This is a genomic window from Thalassobacillus hwangdonensis (assembly GCF_042675915.1).
In the GTDB taxonomy this organism is placed as follows: Bacteria; Bacillota; Bacilli; order Bacillales; family Halobacillaceae; genus Thalassobacillus_A; species Thalassobacillus_A hwangdonensis.
In genome coordinates, this window is record NZ_JBHTKL010000006.1 from 78,298 (window position 1) to 96,723 (window position 18,426).

The 18,426-nt window shown below is 44.4% G+C and carries 22 protein-coding genes and 1 pseudogene; 2 read left to right on the forward strand and 21 right to left on the reverse strand.

Translation table 11 applies throughout. The annotated features are described in order from the left end of the window. Positions 1 to 12: 12 nt before the first annotated feature. The 7 genes and pseudogenes from ACFQ2J_RS15835 to ACFQ2J_RS15865 all read right to left on the reverse strand — a co-directional run. Positions 13 to 1,257: an O-antigen ligase family protein gene (locus ACFQ2J_RS15835; protein WP_386062763.1), complete on the reverse strand. Its 1,245-nt coding sequence runs from the start codon at positions 1,255 to 1,257 to the stop codon at positions 13 to 15. A 3-nt stretch (positions 1,258 to 1,260) separates the two neighbouring features. After that, complete coding sequence (gene asnB, locus ACFQ2J_RS15840) at positions 1,261 to 3,204, reverse strand: asparagine synthase (glutamine-hydrolyzing) (protein WP_386062765.1); 1,944 nt, start codon at positions 3,202 to 3,204, stop codon at positions 1,261 to 1,263. 23 nt (positions 3,205 to 3,227) lie between these two features. Next, positions 3,228 to 3,881: a YveK family protein gene (locus ACFQ2J_RS15845; RefSeq protein ID WP_386062768.1), complete on the reverse strand. Its 654-nt coding sequence runs from the start codon at positions 3,879 to 3,881 to the stop codon at positions 3,228 to 3,230. 30 nt (positions 3,882 to 3,911) lie between these two features. Then, a complete protein-coding gene (locus ACFQ2J_RS15850; protein WP_386062770.1) occupies positions 3,912 to 4,955 on the reverse strand; it encodes a peptidoglycan bridge formation glycyltransferase FemA/FemB family protein in 1,044 nt (347 codons plus the stop codon). Continuing rightward, entirely contained in the window at positions 4,939 to 6,117 is a 1,179-nt protein-coding gene (locus ACFQ2J_RS15855; RefSeq protein ID WP_386062772.1) for a glycosyltransferase family 4 protein, read from the reverse strand. Before ACFQ2J_RS15855 ends, ACFQ2J_RS15850 begins: the two co-directional genes overlap by 17 nt. A gap of 1 nt (position 6,118) precedes the next feature. Beyond that, positions 6,119 to 7,435: a nucleotide sugar dehydrogenase gene (locus ACFQ2J_RS15860; RefSeq protein WP_386063992.1), complete on the reverse strand. Its 1,317-nt coding sequence runs from the start codon at positions 7,433 to 7,435 to the stop codon at positions 6,119 to 6,121. Continuing rightward, a pseudogene (locus ACFQ2J_RS15865) lies at positions 7,412 to 8,383 on the reverse strand (NAD-dependent epimerase); the annotation flags it as partial. The gene ACFQ2J_RS15860 and the pseudogene ACFQ2J_RS15865, both read right to left, overlap by 24 nt. Positions 8,384 to 8,709: 326 nt before the next feature. Between ACFQ2J_RS15865 and cspD the strand changes: the two are divergent. Further along, on the forward strand, positions 8,710 to 8,910 hold the full coding sequence (cspD, locus tag ACFQ2J_RS15870) for a cold-shock protein CspD (RefSeq protein WP_386062775.1): 201 nt from the start codon (positions 8,710 to 8,712) through the stop codon (positions 8,908 to 8,910). A 54-nt stretch (positions 8,911 to 8,964) separates the two neighbouring features. On the opposite strand, the gene gvpU is transcribed toward cspD, so the two are convergent. From gvpU to ACFQ2J_RS15940, 14 genes are all read right to left on the reverse strand, one after another. After that, complete coding sequence (gene gvpU, locus ACFQ2J_RS15875; RefSeq protein ID WP_386062777.1) at positions 8,965 to 9,396, reverse strand: gas vesicle accessory protein GvpU; 432 nt, start codon at positions 9,394 to 9,396, stop codon at positions 8,965 to 8,967. A gap of 17 nt (positions 9,397 to 9,413) precedes the next feature. Further along, positions 9,414 to 9,920, reverse strand: coding sequence for a YtxH domain-containing protein (locus ACFQ2J_RS15880; RefSeq protein WP_386062780.1), 507 nt, complete (start codon positions 9,918 to 9,920; stop codon positions 9,414 to 9,416). A 56-nt stretch (positions 9,921 to 9,976) separates the two neighbouring features. Then, positions 9,977 to 10,270 carry a gas vesicle protein gene (gene gvpJ / locus ACFQ2J_RS15885; RefSeq protein ID WP_386062783.1) on the reverse strand — a complete coding sequence of 98 codons (294 nt, stop codon included), beginning with the start codon at positions 10,268 to 10,270 and terminating at the stop codon, positions 9,977 to 9,979. An 18-nt stretch (positions 10,271 to 10,288) separates the two neighbouring features. Then, positions 10,289 to 10,588 (reverse strand): gas vesicle protein K, encoded by a 300-nt coding sequence (locus ACFQ2J_RS15890; protein ID WP_386062785.1) that lies wholly within the window; start codon positions 10,586 to 10,588, stop codon positions 10,289 to 10,291. Next, positions 10,569 to 10,829 carry a gas vesicle protein gene (locus ACFQ2J_RS15895; RefSeq protein WP_386062787.1) on the reverse strand — a complete coding sequence of 87 codons (261 nt, stop codon included), beginning with the start codon at positions 10,827 to 10,829 and terminating at the stop codon, positions 10,569 to 10,571. The genes ACFQ2J_RS15890 and ACFQ2J_RS15895 overlap by 20 nt, the downstream gene beginning before the upstream one ends. Before the next feature lie 13 nt (positions 10,830 to 10,842). Then, the gene (locus ACFQ2J_RS15900; RefSeq protein WP_386062789.1) at positions 10,843 to 11,634 is read right to left on the reverse strand and encodes a GvpL/GvpF family gas vesicle protein; all 792 of its coding nucleotides are present in this window, start codon (positions 11,632 to 11,634) and stop codon (positions 10,843 to 10,845) included. A 10-nt stretch (positions 11,635 to 11,644) separates the two neighbouring features. Beyond that, the gene (locus ACFQ2J_RS15905; protein ID WP_386062792.1) at positions 11,645 to 11,902 is read right to left on the reverse strand and encodes a gas vesicle protein GvpG; all 258 of its coding nucleotides are present in this window, start codon (positions 11,900 to 11,902) and stop codon (positions 11,645 to 11,647) included. Further along, entirely contained in the window at positions 11,899 to 12,663 is a 765-nt protein-coding gene (locus ACFQ2J_RS15910; protein ID WP_386062793.1) for a GvpL/GvpF family gas vesicle protein, read from the reverse strand. Before ACFQ2J_RS15910 ends, ACFQ2J_RS15905 begins: the two co-directional genes overlap by 4 nt. 15 nt (positions 12,664 to 12,678) lie before the next feature. Beyond that, positions 12,679 to 12,936 carry a gas vesicle protein GvpO gene (gene gvpO / locus ACFQ2J_RS15915; protein WP_386063995.1) on the reverse strand — a complete coding sequence of 86 codons (258 nt, stop codon included), beginning with the start codon at positions 12,934 to 12,936 and terminating at the stop codon, positions 12,679 to 12,681. A 76-nt stretch (positions 12,937 to 13,012) separates the two neighbouring features. Then, positions 13,013 to 13,270, reverse strand: a complete 258-nt coding sequence (gvpA, locus tag ACFQ2J_RS15920) for a gas vesicle structural protein GvpA (protein ID WP_386062796.1) — start codon at positions 13,268 to 13,270, stop codon at positions 13,013 to 13,015. Positions 13,271 to 13,284: 14 nt separating this feature from the next. Beyond that, entirely contained in the window at positions 13,285 to 13,764 is a 480-nt protein-coding gene (locus tag ACFQ2J_RS15925; RefSeq protein ID WP_386062798.1) for a hypothetical protein, read from the reverse strand. A gap of 376 nt (positions 13,765 to 14,140) precedes the next feature. Continuing rightward, positions 14,141 to 15,466, reverse strand: a complete 1,326-nt coding sequence (locus ACFQ2J_RS15930; protein ID WP_386062801.1) for a phenylacetate--CoA ligase family protein — start codon at positions 15,464 to 15,466, stop codon at positions 14,141 to 14,143. Positions 15,467 to 15,690: 224 nt separating this feature from the next. Further along, positions 15,691 to 17,073, reverse strand: coding sequence for a sensor histidine kinase (locus tag ACFQ2J_RS15935; protein ID WP_386062804.1), 1,383 nt, complete (start codon positions 17,071 to 17,073; stop codon positions 15,691 to 15,693). A 29-nt stretch (positions 17,074 to 17,102) separates the two neighbouring features. Then, positions 17,103 to 17,795: a response regulator transcription factor gene (locus ACFQ2J_RS15940; RefSeq protein ID WP_386062807.1), complete on the reverse strand. Its 693-nt coding sequence runs from the start codon at positions 17,793 to 17,795 to the stop codon at positions 17,103 to 17,105. A gap of 180 nt (positions 17,796 to 17,975) precedes the next feature. Between ACFQ2J_RS15940 and ACFQ2J_RS15945 the strand changes: the two genes are divergently transcribed. Then, a complete protein-coding gene (locus ACFQ2J_RS15945; RefSeq protein WP_386062810.1) occupies positions 17,976 to 18,383 on the forward strand; it encodes a PepSY domain-containing protein in 408 nt (135 codons plus the stop codon). The last annotated feature ends 43 nt before the right edge of the window (positions 18,384 to 18,426 follow it).

Genomic DNA, 18,426 nt, shown 5'->3' on the forward strand with positions numbered 1-18,426 from the left:
ATTTCTACCAGTCTATTCTTCCTTGAATCGTTTGTTGACGACTGTCCGTCTATGCCTTCCACTAGCTTCATCGCTATCGATGGCGATCGACAGCACGAAGAAAAGAAACAGCCAATAAAGCGGGTAACGCAGCACGAAGTGGAACATGCTGTACACACTCAATGCGATCAGCGCACTCAACAACAGCCATTCTTTTGCAAGAATCGTCCTCCAGTAAACGATGAACATGAAGATGACATAGATGACCATGCCGACCATACCTGCATTCGTTACGAGATCAATGAAAGTATTATGGGCTTCCATCCCTGTAAACGGTCCGAAGATTCCTGAATAAGTGCCAGGACCAAGTCCGAATAATGGCGAGGTGAAAACAGCTAATATCCCATTGATCCAAAGCGTCACCCTGTCTTCCCCTTGATCTCCTTCGCTGAATACATTCTGGATGGTGGAACTGATTTCAAGGAACATGCTTTTCCCGAAGAAAATGAGGAAAAAAAGGACGAGCAGAGGAAGGATGATTTTGACCAGCATTCCAGTGGCATAACTACTTCGTTTGACCATGACCTGGTTGATCCAGCTTAAAAAGAGGAACACTCCAAAGCTCGAAGCCCACGCAGCTTTCAATGCATCGCTTTCTGTTTCGATGCCGGCAAAACAGACACCGCCGCACAACACGATAAGCATTCCTTTTTCCATCAAGCTCCTGCTCTCAAAAAAGTGATAGACCCCGATGAATAGAATCATACAAAGGAAAAAAGCCAATTGATTAGGATTCGTCGACCATCCCATGAACCTTACCCCACCGAACCAGATCGGTCCAAGCCCTGAAGAGAATTGATAAGCAATGACCAGCAAACTGATGGGGATGGCCGTGAAGTAAAATACCAGCTTCATCACGCGTTTAATATCGATTCCTGACAGGGATAGACATGAAATAATCATTAATGAAAAGAGATAAGCAAGTAAATTATAATAACTGGCTGACTGCCATACTTGCTGATAGAGCGAGATCATTGTTCCCCAGAAAAAGCAGAAGAGCAGCATCCCCCATAGTAGCCAGTAGAGTAATAACGAATCTTTTATGTGTAATGCTTTTTGGTATCGTAACTGGAGGAAGACGACACCCATCCAAACGACGAGCAGAAGCTCACCCGGACCGATCGGAAGTCCGGCGAACCTGAGCTGGGTCGCATTGGTCAACACGATTCCAGCTGCAAACAGTATCACGAGCAGCTTACGTTCATTCATTACCATCATGCATCATCGGCGATGCTCCTTCAGCCACATTTGAAACATGAGTACATCCCACAATTCATGCTGCGCTTCCGTTTTTCCGGATAAATGCTCTTCCCACTTCTTTAAAATCGGTACTGCGTCAAGATAGCCCTCATCATTCAACTTCTGTTCATCCAGAAGTTCATAGGCCCATTCTTTCAACGGTCCACGCAGCCATTCCCCGATTGGTACTCCGAACCCCATTTTCGGACGTTCAATCAGTTCTTGTGGTACATACTGATAAAGCACTTGCCGCAGCAGCCATTTACTTTCTCCATTTCTTATTTTCATGGATCGTGGAAAACGCCAGGCAAGCTCGATCAAGCGATGATCCAGGAATGGCGTCCTGCTTTCCAGACCGACATGCATACTGGCCCGATCGACTTTGACAAGGATGTCATCAGGCAGGTAATTCATAAGGTCAAGCTTCATGATGGTTTCTGTCAGGTTGCCACTTGAAAATGAGCCTTTCAGTATTGGAAATGTTTCAACTTGTTCATCCATTAGGACTACGGAAGAAGCTTCTTCCCAGTGGGTGATCAGCATCCGGTACAATGTTTCTTTGTCGTGGGCCTGAAAGACTTTTGCAAATTTATGAAGCTTATAACCGAGAAACCTTTGCTTATAAGACTTTGGTAGAATGGCGTTGGTTATGTCCCACTTAGCAGGAGGAATCAACTGGATCCCTTTACTTATCGCCTTCCTTACAGATGGTGGAATCGGACGGAGGTATCGTTCATAAATCCGCTCCGCCCACACATGCCGGTTATAGCCGCCGAAGACCTCATCCCCGCCATCCCCACTCAGACTCACCGTTACACCAGTACGGGCTAATTTCGAAACTAGGTACGTAGGAATCTGTGAACTATCAGAAAATGGTTCATCATAGATTCGAGACAGCTTCGGTATGATTTCTCTCGTCTCATGTTCTGTCAAAAAAAGCTCCGTATGATCCGTTCCCAGATGAGCAGCAACTGCTCTCGCATGGTCCGCTTCATTATAAGCCTGGTTATGATAGCCGATGGTGTAGGTTTTTACTGGATTACTGCTGATTTTCTGCATCAGTGCAACCACAGTGCTCGAATCGATTCCGCCTGACAGGAATGCACCAAGTGGAACATCTGACAGCATCTGCCCTTCAACCGTACGTGTCAAAGTCGCTTCCAGCAGCTCGATCGCTTCATTATCCGATACATCCAGACGATCCGCTGCAGCCCGCTCGTAGACATCATCGATATCCCAATAAGTGTGGATCTTGTAATCCTCTTGATTCCGATCCAAGACCAAGTAATGGCCCGGAAGCAGCTTGTTTACTTGTTCATAGATGGAAAAAGGAGCGGGAATACAGTTGTAGGTAAGCAATAGTCGGATTGCTCGCCGATCAATCGTAAGCTCCCTGGAAAACGGGGCAGCCTTGAGTGCTTTCAATTCGGAACCGAACCAGAAAAAATCATCGATCCAGCCGTAGTAAAGCGGCTTTTCCCCAACTCTGTCCCTTGCCAGTACAAGCCGCCTTTCCTCCCGATCCCATAATGCAAAAGCGAACATGCCTACCATTTGCTGAAGAGAGGATTCGATGCCATACTGTTCGATCGCTGCCAGCATCACTTCTGTATCCGAATGCCCTCTGAACGTGGATCCCGTTCCTGTCAGCTGTTCTTTCAGTTCCTGGTAGTTGTAAATTTCTCCGTTGAAGGAAATGACAAACCTGCCTGAGCTCGACACCATCGGCTGGCTTCCTTCTGAACTTAAGTCGAGGATCGACAGCCTTCGATGTCCAAGTACGACTCCAGCTTCCTCATCAAACCAATGCCCTTCTGCATCAGGCCCCCGGTGCTGGATGGAATCTGTCATTCGTTTTGCAACTGCTTCCAGTTCACCGCTACGATATTCACCTTTCTTATCTATAAAGCCAGTAATTCCGCACATAGGCATGCTCCTTAAAGCTTCGCTCAATTCCGTTTATATTTTTTCGGATAACCGAGCAGCAACGATAGAATGATTGAGATCATCAAGCCGAAAGCGAACGCTGCAGAAAGATTGACCAATGGTTTAGGACTGATAGGATCCGCATCCACTTCTGCCCCAGTAATGATTCGGGTATTTTTGAGATTGAAAATATCTTCATGCTCGGCAACGAATGTCTCCATCACACGATTTGCAATCAATTCCGCATCCTCCGGATAAACTCGGGAGACATAGACCGTCATCACCTGGGAACGCTCGTGGGCATTGATGGTTACATCTTCAAGCAGATTCTTGATTGTAACTTCTTCAAGCGTCTCCCCGTCGAGGCTTTCCGTTACTTTCTCCATGATCAATGGACTCAGAATCACAGATTTATAGGTTTCCATCAATTTAATGTTGGCATCGATTTCCGCAAGCGTGAATGGAGTCCGGTTCTTATTCTTATCCTCACCGACTTGCACTGGGTCGGTTTCAATGACAAGCATTTCCCCCTTCGCCTGATACACCGGAACCATGTATTCATAGGTGAAAATCGCCATAACTCCTGTGCAGATCCCTGTAAAAATAAGAATCAGCCACGCCCTGTGAAGGAGAATCCTTAAATAATCGACGACACCCATCCCTCTATGGTCATACATGAGACCACCTCCCCTCACTTCTAACTGTCATCATGATCGATAAAGCGGAAAGTAATCTGAGGGCGAGGATTGACATGTCTCAACCAGGCGCTGGTAGACTGCTGCATCATGGATGTATCTTCCCAGCACAAAATCAAGCACATGGGAGTCTATTTTTGAAAATGATCGTTTGAATTTGAACAGCGTATCGTCTCCTCCTCCGTAACCCCCACCAAGATGGAAGATTTCCTTGTGGTTCCGCTGTGCCCACAGGGCGGCTTCATAAAGTAACAGATTGTTTGCAGCAAGATTTGCATGACGCTCATCCATTCCCGACAGATGGTAGTGGATCATCGTTTCTCCCACGAGAAATAGACTGGCAGCGACCGGAGTCCCTTCATGCTCTGCAATGAACATTTTCACTTGATCCCCCATCTCCTCAGTGAGATGGCGAAAAAAAGCATCATTGAAATAATAGAAATCTTTAGCATTCGCGCGCTGCATTGTACGTGTGTATAGAACATTAAACGCCTTGAAGTCTTCCATATTCTCAGGGTTTGCTTCCCTGACTGTCACTCCTTGTTTCATGGCCTTTCTAACCATATTCCGATTCTTGCCTGTCATATTCGCCCAGATATCTGCCTGATGACTGACATCCAGCCCCACGGTCTTTCCTTTGACTGCAAGATCAAGCCAATTTTTCAGTCCCTCATGGTTTCGATACACAGGGTGGAACCTTATGAATTCAGAAACAATCTGTTCCCTTGAACAAAATGCATGGAAAGACTGACGGAAACTTTCCAGCAATTTCCCCCGGTCTTTTTCCTCGACAATCAAAGGACCACCGTAGCCATAAGGAGTGGTAATGTCGTACCAGTCTGTAAATTCATTTGAAAGAGATTTGAGATTACGAAGCAGGAATGGGTAAAGCACCGCCCCATACTGATTCTCAAAGTAAAAAGCGCAGCCTTTCCCTTCTTCCTGTTTTTCACTTAAACGAAAGTAATCGGGGGTATAATAGATATCCTTTTCATCAGATTGCTCCACAGCTTTTTTCCACAGCTGATCATCCAGTGTCTTAATGAACCTCTCCATCGCGCTCCCCCTCCACATCTCCAAATGAACGGAAGAGGTCGACCTGTTTTTGAATGATTGCTGCTTCATTGAATAACAGCTCCGCCCTCATTCTCGCTTTCAGCCCGAAGCTTTCGCGTAAGGTTCGATGTTCAAGCAGGAGATCGAGCTTCTCCGCGAGGTCTTCCACATTCTGCTTTTCCACGAGGTAACCGGTCACACCCTCTTCCACTTCTTCACGGCATCCCCGGATATTGGTGGCGACTACTGGAAGTCCCATCGCCATCGCCTCGATGATCGACCGGGGCAAACCTTCCCGGTAAGATGGAAGCGTGAAAATATCAGAGATTGCAAGAATTTGCGGGATGTCGTCCCGAATGCCCGGGGCAATCACGGCTGGGTGCTTTTCAATTCTTTGCGTCAAGTTGCTGTATGCATCATCTTTCCGATCACTTTCAAGCAGCTCTCCGAGCAAAAGCAGCTTCGCTTCCGGGTACTCCTGATGTAGCAGTTCGAAGGCATCCATCAATTCCACTATCCCTTTTTCCTTGACGAACCTTCCCATGAAACAAAGAACGACATCACGTTCAGTTAAATTGAATTCCTCCCGCAGTACCGTCTTCTCTTCTTCCAGAATAATCTTGGGATTGAACTTGGTTTCTACATCTACACCGTTGCTCAAATGGACGATTTGTTCTTCCGGCAGGAACTTCCGCTCTACAGAAAGCTGATAATCCTCGATACTTTGAAGCAGTAGCCAATCTGTAAACTGGGTTGCAAAAAACTTCTCAATCCAGTAAAAAAAACGATAGGTAAGCGGAGACATTCCTTCATGAAAATAAAATCCATGAGCTGTATATACAATGTGCGGAGTCGCCCCCGCTACGGCCGCTATCCTTCCAATCACAGCTGCGACGGGAGTATGGACATGGATGATATCGAACTTTTCTTTTTTCAAAAGGCGATACAGCTTCCAGCAGGCAACAATGTTCTTCAGGGAAAACATCTTCCTTCTGAATGGAATGTCATGTATGACATAACCCTGCTTCCTCAGCCAGTTCGCTTCGCCAGTATCTAGACAGGCACTTGCCACTTCAAACCCCTGCTCGACCAACCCGTCGATCAATGGCTTCAACAAGCGCTTCACTGAAACATCAATTGCACACACTTGGAGGATCTTCATGCTACATCCTCCAAATGTCGATGCCATCCGGACAAGTGGATGGATCGAGCATGCCTTTCAAATCCATTACGATCCCTTTTTGGTCACTCAACAGGGCCTGGATGCCCTGCCAGCCAAGTTCCTTATATTCCTCATGCCCCACCGCCAGAATGACGATGTTCGCCGATTCCATATCTGCCAATGGTAAAATATCAATCGAGTGCGCATGTCTTACTTCCTCAGCATCTGCATGTGCATCAGCCGCCTGCACATCAAAACCGCACTGCTTCAACTGCGTGATCAGATCAAACACTTTCGAATTGCGAATATCCGGAATGTTCTCTTTGAATGTAAGTCCAAGAACAGTCACGGTTACTTTTGTAAAATCGTATTTCTTTTTGACGAGTAATCGGATCAATCCATCGACGACGTGGGAAGCCATCATGTCATTGATACGTCTTCCTGCCAATACGACCTCAGGGTGGTATCCTGCCTGCTGAGATTTATAAGTGAGGTAGTACGGATCGACACCAATGCAGTGCCCTCCGACAAGGCCCGGTGTGAAGGGGAGGAAATTCCACTTCGTTTTTGCTGCGTTGATGACGTCCAGTGTATCGATCCCTAAACGTTTAAAAATGACCGAGCATTCGTTCATGAGTGCGATATTCAAATCACGTTGGGTATTTTCAAGTACTTTGGCAGCTTCCGCGACTTTGATGGCAGGGGCCTTATAGATTTCTGCTTCAATCACTTCGCCATAAGTCGCTGCAATGAATTCAAGTGTCGCTTCGTCCTGGGCAGATACAATTTTCGGAAGATGCTTGAAGGTGTGTTCTTTATCACCCGGATTGATCCGTTCCGGGGAATAGCCGACATTGAACTGTTTACCAGCCGTCATGCCTGAGACCTGTTCAAGGATCGGCAGGCAGACTTCTTCGGTAGCACCTGGATAGACGGTCGATTCGTACACGACTGTGCATCCTTCTTTCATGACCGATCCGATTGCTTTTGAGGCGCTGACGAGAAAGCCGAGATCCGGTTTATTCGCTTCATCAATCGGTGTCGGAACCGTGACAATAATCAGGTCACAGTCGTTGAGTGCTTCGGTGACATTTGTAAACGACACGTCTGCTTCTATCAATTCCTGCTTCGTTATTTCTGCAGTCCGATCGTGTCCATGATTCAATTCATCGACCCGCTTTTCATTGATGTCATAACCGACAACCGGGAACTTGGATGCAAAGGCTACAGCAATCGGGAGTCCAACATATCCAAGTCCGACGACGCCAACTTTAGTCGTTGTAGATGCTTCCCCGTAAAATTCTTTGTACCATTGCACAAATTTGGCGACACCTTCTTCTATCGGAGTCGAAGGACGGAAGCCCGTATCTTTCATGATGTCCTGGATATCTGCAAACGTTGCTTCTACATCTCCCGGCTGCATCGGAAGCAGGTTCATCGATGCCTTTTTCCCAAGCTCTTTTTCCAATGTGTGGATGAAGTGTTTGAGATCGACCGGTGAATGGTTGCCGATGTTGTACACTTTGTAGGGAACCTTTGCTGATGTTGGGCCACCCTTATGCAGCAGTCGCACCATTCCTTCTACGATGTCGTCGATATAGGTGAAATCACGCTTCATGTTGCCTTTGTTATAAACATCGATCGGCTTTCCACCAATGATTGATTCCGTGAATTTGAAAAGCGCCATATCCGGTCTGCCCCAAGGGCCGTAAACGGTGAAAAAACGCAGCCCTGTCGTCTTGATGCCGAAAAGATGACTGTAAGTATATGCCATCAGTTCATTCGATTTCTTTGTTGCGGCATAAAGTGAAATTGGATGATCGACGTTATCTTTAGTTGAAAAAGGTAATTTTTCATTCGAGCCATACACAGAACTTGAAGAAGCATAGATGAGATGGTCGACATCATAATGTCGACACGCCTCCAGGATATTTATGAATCCTTCAACATTGGATGTAATGTATTGATGTGGATTTTCGAGGCTGTAACGCACGCCAGCCTGAGCTGCCAGATGGATGACGACATCGAAGTCGTTCTGTTCGAACATCTGATTGATTGCAGTCGCATTTTCAAGCGACTCTTTTACGAATGTAAAATGATCGAACTCCTGAAGAATCGTTAACCTTGCTTCCTTTAAAGCAACATCATAATAGTCATTCATATTATCTAAACCAGTGATGGAGAATCCATCATGTAAGAGTCTTCTACTCAAGGAAAAGCCGATGAAACCGGCGCAACCTGTAATGAGAATTTTTTTGTCTGTCATGCTTGCCATAATCGGAAGTATCCTTTCCATTTCGTTGTGAATAACGTTATATGTTATGATTGGAGGAAAGGAGTTGTGATAAGGTAAGGAGTCCGGTGTACCGAATGGAAGCAAGGGTTTTGCGAAATCTGCCACTATTTGCCGAAAGGTTTTTATAAAAAAAGTTCGTTTACGGTATCTTTTTGAAAATGCCCATGTTATACTTAACTCAATTATTGTTGTTCGGTAATTATTGAAAGAGAAAAGCTTTCGAGTAAAATCATCTTTAATGATTATGAAGAGCAAGAATAGTAATATTTGTGCAAGATGCACGTGGAGGAATTGACATGAACAAAGGTACAGTAAAATGGTTCAACGCAGAAAAAGGTTTCGGATTCATCGAAGTTGAAGGTGGAGACGACGTATTCGTACACTTCTCTGCAATTCAAGAAGAAGGATTCAAATCTCTAGAAGAAGGTCAAGAAGTTAACTTCGATATCGAAGAAGGTAACCGTGGACCTCAAGCTGCTAACGTTGTAAAAGCGTAACTAGCTGACTATATTAAAAAAGGCGCTCCCATTGGGAACGCCTTTTTCTTTTGGTTATTTTTTCTCTGATGTTGCTTTACTCTTCGATTTTGTCGAGGTTTTCTTTTCTTTGATATGTCCGAGAAAGAACCCATTCACATCTGCAAGCTTCCCTCTCCAGGAGACTTTACTCTGAGAAGGTGTCGGCTGGGAATCTCCCAGGTAGATCTTGGCATCTTTCAAATGAATGAACTGAAAGTCATTCTGCTCCTCCTCTTCCATCCCATCGACAGCCTGAGAAAATTTATCTGCAATAGCCTCAGCCACTTCGTTTCCATCTTTGAATGTGTCAGTCAAATATTCCAAATAATTCTTCGCTGACGTTGTCGTGCCGGTAACCAGCGCTCCTTGATACTGAAGCGTAATATCCAATTCAAATTCGTGGTTATTCGCCGCTCGGACAAACATTGCTAAAATATCATCTGGATTGCCAGATTTCTCACCCATTATGTTCCCCTCCTACTTTACTGTGTATCATCGTCACTTTGGACAGTTGTACCTGCTTTTTTGGATCCAGCCTTTTTCTTGTTACCTTTGTTTTGATTGGATGGCTTGGATTCATCGGTTTCCGGAGTCTCTTCTACAGAAGCCTGGACATGTGGTTCCGGCTCGACCCCTGTTTGTTCAGCATCATTATCTTCAGGCTTGCTGGCGTCATTATCTTCCTGCTGTTCGTCATTTGGTTCTTGATTTGAAACTGCGTGAAGTTTCTCTGACTGCTCTTCTTCTTGTGCATCCGTATTTTTCTTGAATTTATTTACCAACGCATTGTCCATCATACGCTCTTTCGTGCTTCCTCCGAATTCTTTCCCTTTATTCAGAACACGTGTAGATTGTTCGGTAATTCCAGTTCTTACTTCCTTACCATTCTTTGGTGTAAGCAGTAGTGTAGCAGTAGCTCCTACCACACTCCCAATCACTGATCCTGCAATTAGTCCTTTTTTGTTACCTTGATTTGTTTTAGTATTCATAATGATTTCCTCCTAAGTTGTAGTGAAATTTTTTATATAATCAAAGTGAATCAGATTCAGCTTTGGATTTTTTCTTCTAATTGAGCAATACGCTCCTGCAGCTTTTTGTTCTCTTCCTCCAAATGATTGGTTCCAGCCTTCGAACTGAAATACGGATCGGTTTCCCACCAGTCCATACCGATTTCTTTAGCTTTATCGACGGAAGCGATGATCAGACGTATTTTGATTGTCAATAGCTCTACGTCAGCAAGACCGACTTTGATATCCCCGGCAATCACGACACCTTTATCAAGGACTTTCTCCAGTACGTCAACGATACTGTCTGATTTCATTGCGGGCTGCATGGTCATTTCACGTCACCTCGCTTGCTATAGTAAATTTCCTAATGGACCAAGATCGATATTCAAATCTTCGTCTTCCAGGTCAAAAATTCCCTTCAGTTCATCCATTTTTATTTCAAGATTTTGAAGAGCGACGCCGAGATTTTCGATTTGCTCATCGGATAACGTCCCGCCTTCCACTCTTCGCATGGCGTGTCGTTCCACGAGCTGTCTAAGCAACTCGATTACCGTCAGCACAAGCTGCGCCAATCCCTGTTCCGCACCTTCCGGGTCCAAATTGATGCGGCCGGATTGTACTGGTCTCTTATCAAGATCCTGCTGTGGCATGCTGCAATCCCTCCTTCTCCAGATCGAATTGATCCGATGATAGACTGCGGCGAGTCTGTTCATTCGCCTGAGCCAATGTTTCAACTGCTGAAATGAGCAGTCGCAAATCCAAGTAGACGAGGTCTACACCTGCAATGGATATGATGAGATCACCCTTGATTGCAACACCTTTATCAAGGACGACATCAAGAATATCAAGCAATGAAACTTCCTTACTTTCAATCGATTGTCGATTCGTCACCTTCATCTCTCCTTTATTGCAGGCTCGCAAAGTGGTAAGGTGGCCATGGTCCGGTAACTTCGAATTTCCAGCCACGATCTCCCCACTTTTCTTTCCAGGATTCCAGATGCTTTGCAACTTCTTCCACCTGTTCCTTTGAGAACAGATAGACACTGTTCCAGTTCATCGCTTCATTTTTGCCTGTCACATCTTTTCCCCACGTCTTCTTCACACTGCTCTCAACCGCCAGATCATCCAGTGTGTCATGGATGGCATAGCAAAGACGATCTTTCTCTTTATCCATTTCTTCTTTCATCCATTGGTCCAGCTTTTTTTTTGCAAAGAACTGTTTACCAGGGGAAAGGTTTTCAATTTCAGCTTTTTTCTCCTCTATGATTGAATTGTGATGGGCAAAAGCCTCTTCCCACTTTTCGTCATCACAATATATTTTCAGGTTCCATTCCTGCTTACCGTCAAGCCGGGATAATGAATGTATAAATGCTTGTTTCTTTGGCTCGACTGTTGCTCGTAAACTTGTTTCAGATTGATAGATGGTGCAAAATTTCATCGGTATGACTGGACCTTCCTCATTCAATTTGTCCAATGCTTCGTGATGATGAAAGGCTTTTTCATGCAGCCACTCGACGTTATTTACCTTTTCTTCCAGCTTCTCCTCGTTGTATTCAAACTCATCCAATGAACAAACGACCGCTTTCATCCCATCTAAATGAAGACAGTATGCATCTTTTTCTCCATCCAGTCCTTTGAATGGAGCAACGTCTCTTGATTCAGGGATGATGCCGTACAGATAAATAAGGTGTTCCATGATCCTTTCCTCATTTCTCTCGATTGATTTCTGCGTTTAACTGTTCCATCTCCAACTGTTTTGCTACTTCGTATCGTTCCATAAGCTCCTCTTCCTTGGCTTCAAACGCTTCATCTGACAGATCTCCCAGCTCATGCATCATTTGCAGCTGAGCTAGTTTCTTCTGAATATGTTCGATGTCATAAAGCTCTTTATCCACTTCTTCTTTCACTTTTCCCCCGACTTTGATTAGGAGGTTGAAAGGAGACATAACGAGTTTATGAATCATGTCGGTTCCTCCACTTTCATGCGGATATTGATAAAATTGTAGGCAGGCCAAGGTCCTGTATATTTGAAGTCAACTTTATCCTCCCACTGATCGTGGATCGAATTGACCAGTTCATCAAACGTCTCTTCTGCGGAGCGATCAACTAGAAATGCAGCATTCATAAGCATCTTTTCACTTATCGGATCGTTTAACTTTGCCGCATCCGCCTGTTGACTCAATGGTTGATAGATTTCATCATTCATCTGTCCTTGAAGGTCCTGGAAGAATTTATTGGCCATTTCACCTAATTGAATCCGGTCGTAATAGGAAGCCTCTTTTGATTTTCCCTGCATCGCCTGTTTTTTCTTGGTCATGGAAGGGTTCTTCTCCACTTCGGACTCGAGCCAAGATTTCTTCGCAATCACTTTCAGCCCAAGCTCCACTTTTCCACGTATTTTCGGGAAAATTTCACTGAATTGTGGATAAAGGCTTTCCAACAGCTTTTCGACATCTTCAACAGACTGAAACACGTTCCCGAAGCTGATTGGAATGACCGCATCATAATGAGGCATCAGCTGGTTGATCACCTTTTGATGCATCATAAGATTTTCTTTTTTCGGATGATAGATTTTCATTGGCACTTCCGCCACGATCATTGCCGCATCCTTGTGGGAAATAGTGAAAATCTCACGTTCTTTCCCTTCCATCTCGATCGGTTCCAAATCCGGGGTTTCTGTTGTCTGGACGCCACAAAATACATAAATGCCAGTTTGATTACTCATCCTTTATTCCTCCATCTATTCCTGTTCTTCAAGCGCACTGCGGTATCTCATATGAGTACGATTGTAGGAAGTGATTTCCTGGTCTTCATCTACGTGTACCTCGTACACACCAAGCATTTCATCCTTTGCATAGCGCTTCATATATTCCTTTTCTTCCGTCACCTCGATGGTGATCTTCCATCCACCATCTTCTTTCGTTTCCACCCCAGTCACTTTATAAGGGGGAGCAATATACTTCTCGAAAAACTCTTTTACCTGATCGACCACTTCCATGATTTTCACGGGATTCATCACCTTCGTAAAAATAGATTTGGAGCAGGGTCAGCTCACTGAGTGACCCTTTCTCCTATTAGATAGATAGTCTGCTGCGTTCGTTTTCCTGATTTTCCAGACCTTGATTTTCATAATCATCGCGAAGCAATCCGACTGCTTCTGCATATCTCAACCAAGTATCAACACTGGCAATTACGACACGTGCCTCAACGGTAATCAATTCGATACCCACAAGTGATACACGTGCGAAAGCGTCAATAACAACGCCTTTATCCAAAATACGATCGACAACATCTGCCAGACTTGAACTATCTCCGGTTTTCTTTACTGCCATTCTCATTCTCTCCTTCACTTAGATGGGATTGTCTTTACTGCACTAGGCTTCTTCACGTCTTCGTACCCTTTGATTTGCGTCGAGCTTTTCACGTTGGAATAGCTCTTTATTTGATCGACCCCTTTGATGGAACGATCATCATCTCCGATTTTCGATTGAAAGGATTCTCCCGCTTCTTTAAACTTCTTCAATTTCTCTCGGGCCTTCAGCAAGGACTCTTGTACGTTATCCCTTAACTCTTCTGCCTTGGAATGTACTTTATTCTCCAACTGATCCTGCGCAGCATCCGCTTTCGAATGAATACGATCTTCTGCCTTCGACTGCATATAGTCGACCATCTGATCTTTCGCTTCACTCTGCATATCATCCGTCAGGTCGCTGTCCTTTTTAAAACCTCTCTTAATCAGCTGTGCGGAGGATTTAACCCCTTCTTTCGCTTTGTCCTTCCAATCGGAAATCTTCTCTCTAGGATCATTTTCGTTGTTCGTACTCAAACGATCCCTCCTTTACTTGCAACAATCAGCAGGCACATCCATCAGCGAAATGGCTGCTTGTTCGATTGGATTCCCTTATTCAGCTTTTAAAAACTATGCTGAAATACCTAAAAGCAAATTATTGGAAGATGGTACCAGGATTGTAATAAAACCAAGGAGGAAGAGTGACTGGCATTATTGGAAAACGAAGGTAACGTAGGATAAAAAATTACAACTGTTACAGATTCATTATTTCAAAAAAATCCTGAATTTTTTTATAGAAAAGGTTGAGATATACGAAATTGGTACTATATACGTTGGAGTAAATTGCTCAATCATAAATCATGATTGGTACAAAAAAGGCAGCACCCACGAATAGTAGGGTGCTGCCTTTTCATTAAACTTCTACTGTTTCTTTGGTGCGGTCGATGATGCGTACCGCTTTTCCTTGAGAGCGAGGGATCATTTTCGGCTTATGAACCTTCACATCCACGCTGATCAGGCATCTGCTTTTCATGATTCGCTGAATCTCTTTTACCAAATCTCTCACTTCTTCATGCTCCATGTCCCTGTTGATTTCATAATAAAAATTATCATCCACTTCCACCTGCAGTTCGACGTGCTGCATCGTTCCTTTCTTAGTCAAGTGCAATTGATAGTGCGGAACAATCCCATCCACAGATAGCAGGTAATGTTCAATTTCAGACGGGAAAACATTTACACCGCGGATGATCAGCATATCATCGATACGACCTTTCACGCGCGACATTTTCAAGGTAGTCCTTCCACATTTGCACTTTCCGCGCTGGATGGATGCGATATCTCCTGAACGATAGCGGATGACCGGAAAAGCCTCTTTCGTCAAGCTTGTGAAAACCAGTTCACCATCCTGTCCATCCGGCACAGGTTCCAATATATCCGGATCGATGACTTCTACAAAGAAATGATCTTCAGCGATGTGCAGCCCGTCCTGCGCTTCATGACATTCCATTGCTACACCTGGACCCATTACTTCACTCAATCCGTAAATATCACATGCTTTAATATCGAATTTCTCTTCAAGGGTCCGCCTCATCTCTTCGGACCATGGCTCTGCTCCGAATATTCCGTACTTCAACGCAGTTTTCCTCGGATCCTTCCCGTCTTCCTCCATTTGTTCTGCAATATTCAAAAGGTAGGATGGGGTACCACATATGACAGTTGGTTTAAAATCTTCAATCAGCGTGATTTGTCGCCCAGTATTTCCACCTGAAATCGGAACGGTGGCCATTCCAAGCGCTTCACTTCCATAATGAAGACCCAGCCCTCCAGTGAACAGGCCATATCCATATGCATTATGAAGGATTTCTCCAGGTCCTCCTCCAGCAATTGCAATCGCTCTTGCTACAAGATCTCCCCACATTTCAATATCGGTTTTCGTATAACCGACGACGGTAGGTTTCCCACTTGTACCGGAAGAAGCATGGATGCGAACGAGCTCCTTCTGTTCGACTGCGAACAGGCCGAACGGGTAATGTGCACGAAGGTCGGATTTTTTCATAAAAGGTAAGTTACGTAAATCATCCAGTGACCGGATATCGTCTGGGGATATTCCAGCATCATCAAATCTCTCTCTATGAAAACGGACATTTTCATACACGTTTCCTATCGTCTTTTTGAGGCGCTTCAACTGTACTTCCTGCATTTCTTCTTTGGAAGCGGTTTCAATTTGATGCAAAATCACTTTGAATTCCTCCTTGAACTCATGAATGATAGCTAGGAATGTTATTTGATATATTAATATAACGAAAATAGGACGGATAGTATGTACAGTGTTATTAACACTTAATGTAATGGGAAAATAGTGGAAAGTCAATGTGTAATGAAAATTTTCAGAATAAATACCTATGAACATAACGCAGCATCACTCCACCGCATTAACGTAAGTGGGGACAGTCCCTCAGCGCTTTAAAGCGCTGAGGGACTGTCCCCTGTCGGTAGATGGACGGTGAAGGTGCTGCCTTCGTCTTCTTTACTTGAAAGATGGATGTGACCGTTATGGTTCTCCACCAGTTGTCTGGCGATGGATAAGCCAAGTCCAGTGCCTCCGGTAGCTCTTGAACGGTTTTTATCGACGCGGTAGAACCTGTCAAAAATCTTGTCCTGATCTTCTTCAGGAATTCCGATACCCGTGTCGGAGATCTGAAGTACAGCTTTTTCACCGTTGTCGTACAAACTGATACGAATTTTGCCTTCCTCCGTATAGCGAATCGCATTTTCAAGCAGGATCACCGCGATCTGGCGAATTTGATCTTTGTCCCCATCCACACATACCTGTTCCTCTATATGCTTTTCAAACTTCACATGATCCCTCGGTTGGAATTGTTCCACTGCTTCTCTCACCAATATGCTTAAATCCACTTTTTCCCTACGTATCTGTTGATGTTCATTTCTTGCGATCATTAACATTTGTTCCATCATCCGCTCCATGCGGTCACTTTCTTCGCTCAATGCATGGATGGACTGATCAAGCACTTCCAGATCTTTCTTCCCCCACCTTCTGAGCAGGTTCAAATGACCTCTGAATGAAGTCAATGGTGTACGCAATTCATGCGAAGCATTGGCTACAAAGCTCTTTTCCCTTTCGAATTGGTCTTCGATTTGTTCCAGCAAAGTATTGAATTTCGTTCCAAGCTGTTGCAGCTCGTAAGGTTGTCCAGGAACCGGAATCCTTTCATTCAAATCCCCTGTCCCCTTCATCCTTCCGACTGCATCTGTAATAGAAAGTAGCGGCTGCAGGCTTTTTTTCGTAAACTGATGAATCAATATGGAACCGACAATGAGACTTGTAAGACCGACAAAGAATAGGATCTGTGCAATAAGAGTAAGAAACTCCACTTCATCCTCCAAGTGGATGAACAGTGTGTAGGAACTACCTGATCCAGCATTTGCGTCAGTCTTATAGAACAGCCCCTCGTCTTCATTCCAAATCCAATGGGAGGAACCCAATACTTCCGATTGGTCTTCATCTTCAATCATATCTTCCCAGTCTCTCGATTGCGCGATGGCTTTCCCCTCAAATGCAACCTCTACGAAAAAATCAGGGTGATCAGGGTAAAGGACCTCATCCAACGTACTTTGCCAATTCAATTGATTTTCTGTGGTGACATCCTGTAACTTTTCTTCTACAACTTCCCGTTCGTCCTGTACATTTTGAAAAAGAAAAAAGCTGACACCTATAAGCACAGCGATTCCGATGAGGAGGAGTGCTATAACGAAATGCAAACTATACGATTTTGTAAACTGTGTGATCAATGTTCTTTTTCGATGGAAGATTGAGTTATCTTTCACGCATTCTCCCCCCTTTCGACTGTCTGCAATCAAGTTGTATTCATCATGTATCCGATGCCCCGAACTGTGTGGATCAGTTTCGGTTGGTAATCTCTGTCCAACTTGTTCCTTAAATAGCGGATATACACATCGACAACATTCGTTTCACCGGCGAACTCATACCCCCAGACGGCAGACAACAGCCATTCCCGACTAAGCGCTTCCCCTTTGTGCTTCATCAAAAAAACTAACAGGTCGAACTCTCTTTGCGTAAGATCAACCGGATTCCCCGCACGTGTGACCTGCCGGCTTTTCAACTGGACGATCAGATCTTCCATCCTTAACAAGTTTTCATCATTCTCGTCCTTTTTGCTGCCCTGTTGACGGCGAAGCAAGGCACGGATCCGCGCAAGCAATTCTTCAATATCAAACGGTTTGGTGAGATAATCATCCGCTCCTCGATCCAGTCCTGCTATTTTGTCGCCGACATAATCTCTGGCAGTAAGCATGATGATTGGAACATCACTCTTCTTTCGGATTCGTCTGCATACTTCCAAGCCATCGAGCTTCGGAAGCATCCAATCGAGTAAAATGATGTCCCAGGCCTTCTCTTTGTATGCCTTCATGGCTTCTTCCCCATCGTTAGCGACACCGACTTCATAGCCTTCATGTTCAAGCTCCAACCGAACGAATTGTGCTACATTACTTTCATCCTCGACCAGTAAAACAGAAACCTCCGACACTGTAACCACCTCGCACAACATTTGTCTATTAATATTCTACCTTCCCTAAAATAGATAATCACTACATATAAAATGAGAATTTGATGAGAGTCTTTTCATGAAATGCTCATCATGTCCTCCTTATTAATTTATTTATCACCCGTAAAATAACAAGTGTAGAAATCAATTGGAGGGATAAACATGAAAATCACAAAAAAAATGATCATCATCGGTGCGGTCACTTTGGGTATTGCAGGCGGTTCCTTGCTGCTCGCAGAAACGGACCAGGTAGAAGATGTCTTTGCATCTAGCGATAATCAGAACCAAAGTCAATTGATCGAGGAAGCGAAGCTATCAGAATCCGAGGCAGAAAAGGTTGCGACAGATAAAGTGTCAGGCGAAGTCGTTGCTACGGAAGTGGAAAAAGATGACGGTACAATCGTTTATGAATTCGATATCCGAACCGAGACTGGCGTCACAGAAGTTGAAGTAGACGGCAACACAGGAAAAGTTCTCGATGTTGAGCAGGATGATGAAGACGACGAAAACGATGATGACGGAAAAGAAGACCAAGACGATAAAAACGAAAATGAAGACAAGCAAAAGTAAGCAGAAATGGGGACAGTCCCTCATCATCACTTTAAAGTGATGA

Bases quoted from the DNA above. Each gene is read 5' to 3' on its own strand.
- ACFQ2J_RS15835 (WP_386062763.1), bottom strand. From the start codon at position 1,257: ATGATGGTAATGAATGAACGTAAGCTGCTCGTGATACTGTTTGCAGCT.
- asnB (WP_386062765.1), bottom strand. From the start codon at position 3,204: ATGTGCGGAATTACTGGCTTTATAGATAAGAAAGGTGAATATCGTAGC.
- ACFQ2J_RS15845 (WP_386062768.1), bottom strand. From the start codon at position 3,881: ATGTATGACCATAGAGGGATGGGTGTCGTCGATTATTTAAGGATTCTC.
- ACFQ2J_RS15850 (WP_386062770.1), bottom strand. From the start codon at position 4,955: ATGGAGAGGTTCATTAAGACACTGGATGATCAGCTGTGGAAAAAAGCT.
- ACFQ2J_RS15855 (WP_386062772.1), bottom strand. From the start codon at position 6,117: ATGAAGATCCTCCAAGTGTGTGCAATTGATGTTTCAGTGAAGCGCTTG.
- cspD (WP_386062775.1), top strand. From the start codon at position 8,710: ATGAACAAAGGTACAGTAAAATGGTTCAACGCAGAAAAAGGTTTCGGA.
- gvpU (WP_386062777.1), bottom strand. From the start codon at position 9,396: ATGGGTGAGAAATCTGGCAATCCAGATGATATTTTAGCAATGTTTGTC.
- ACFQ2J_RS15880 (WP_386062780.1), bottom strand. From the start codon at position 9,920: ATGAATACTAAAACAAATCAAGGTAACAAAAAAGGACTAATTGCAGGA.
- gvpJ (WP_386062783.1), bottom strand. From the start codon at position 10,270: ATGACCATGCAGCCCGCAATGAAATCAGACAGTATCGTTGACGTACTG.
- ACFQ2J_RS15890 (WP_386062785.1), bottom strand. From the start codon at position 10,588: ATGCCACAGCAGGATCTTGATAAGAGACCAGTACAATCCGGCCGCATC.
- ACFQ2J_RS15900 (WP_386062789.1), bottom strand. From the start codon at position 11,634: ATGGAACACCTTATTTATCTGTACGGCATCATCCCTGAATCAAGAGAC.
- ACFQ2J_RS15905 (WP_386062792.1), bottom strand. From the start codon at position 11,902: ATGATTCATAAACTCGTTATGTCTCCTTTCAACCTCCTAATCAAAGTC.
- ACFQ2J_RS15910 (WP_386062793.1), bottom strand. From the start codon at position 12,663: ATGAGTAATCAAACTGGCATTTATGTATTTTGTGGCGTCCAGACAACA.
- gvpO (WP_386063995.1), bottom strand. From the start codon at position 12,936: ATGGAAGTGGTCGATCAGGTAAAAGAGTTTTTCGAGAAGTATATTGCT.
- gvpA (WP_386062796.1), bottom strand. From the start codon at position 13,270: ATGGCAGTAAAGAAAACCGGAGATAGTTCAAGTCTGGCAGATGTTGTC.
- ACFQ2J_RS15945 (WP_386062810.1), top strand. From the start codon at position 17,976: ATGAAAATCACAAAAAAAATGATCATCATCGGTGCGGTCACTTTGGGT.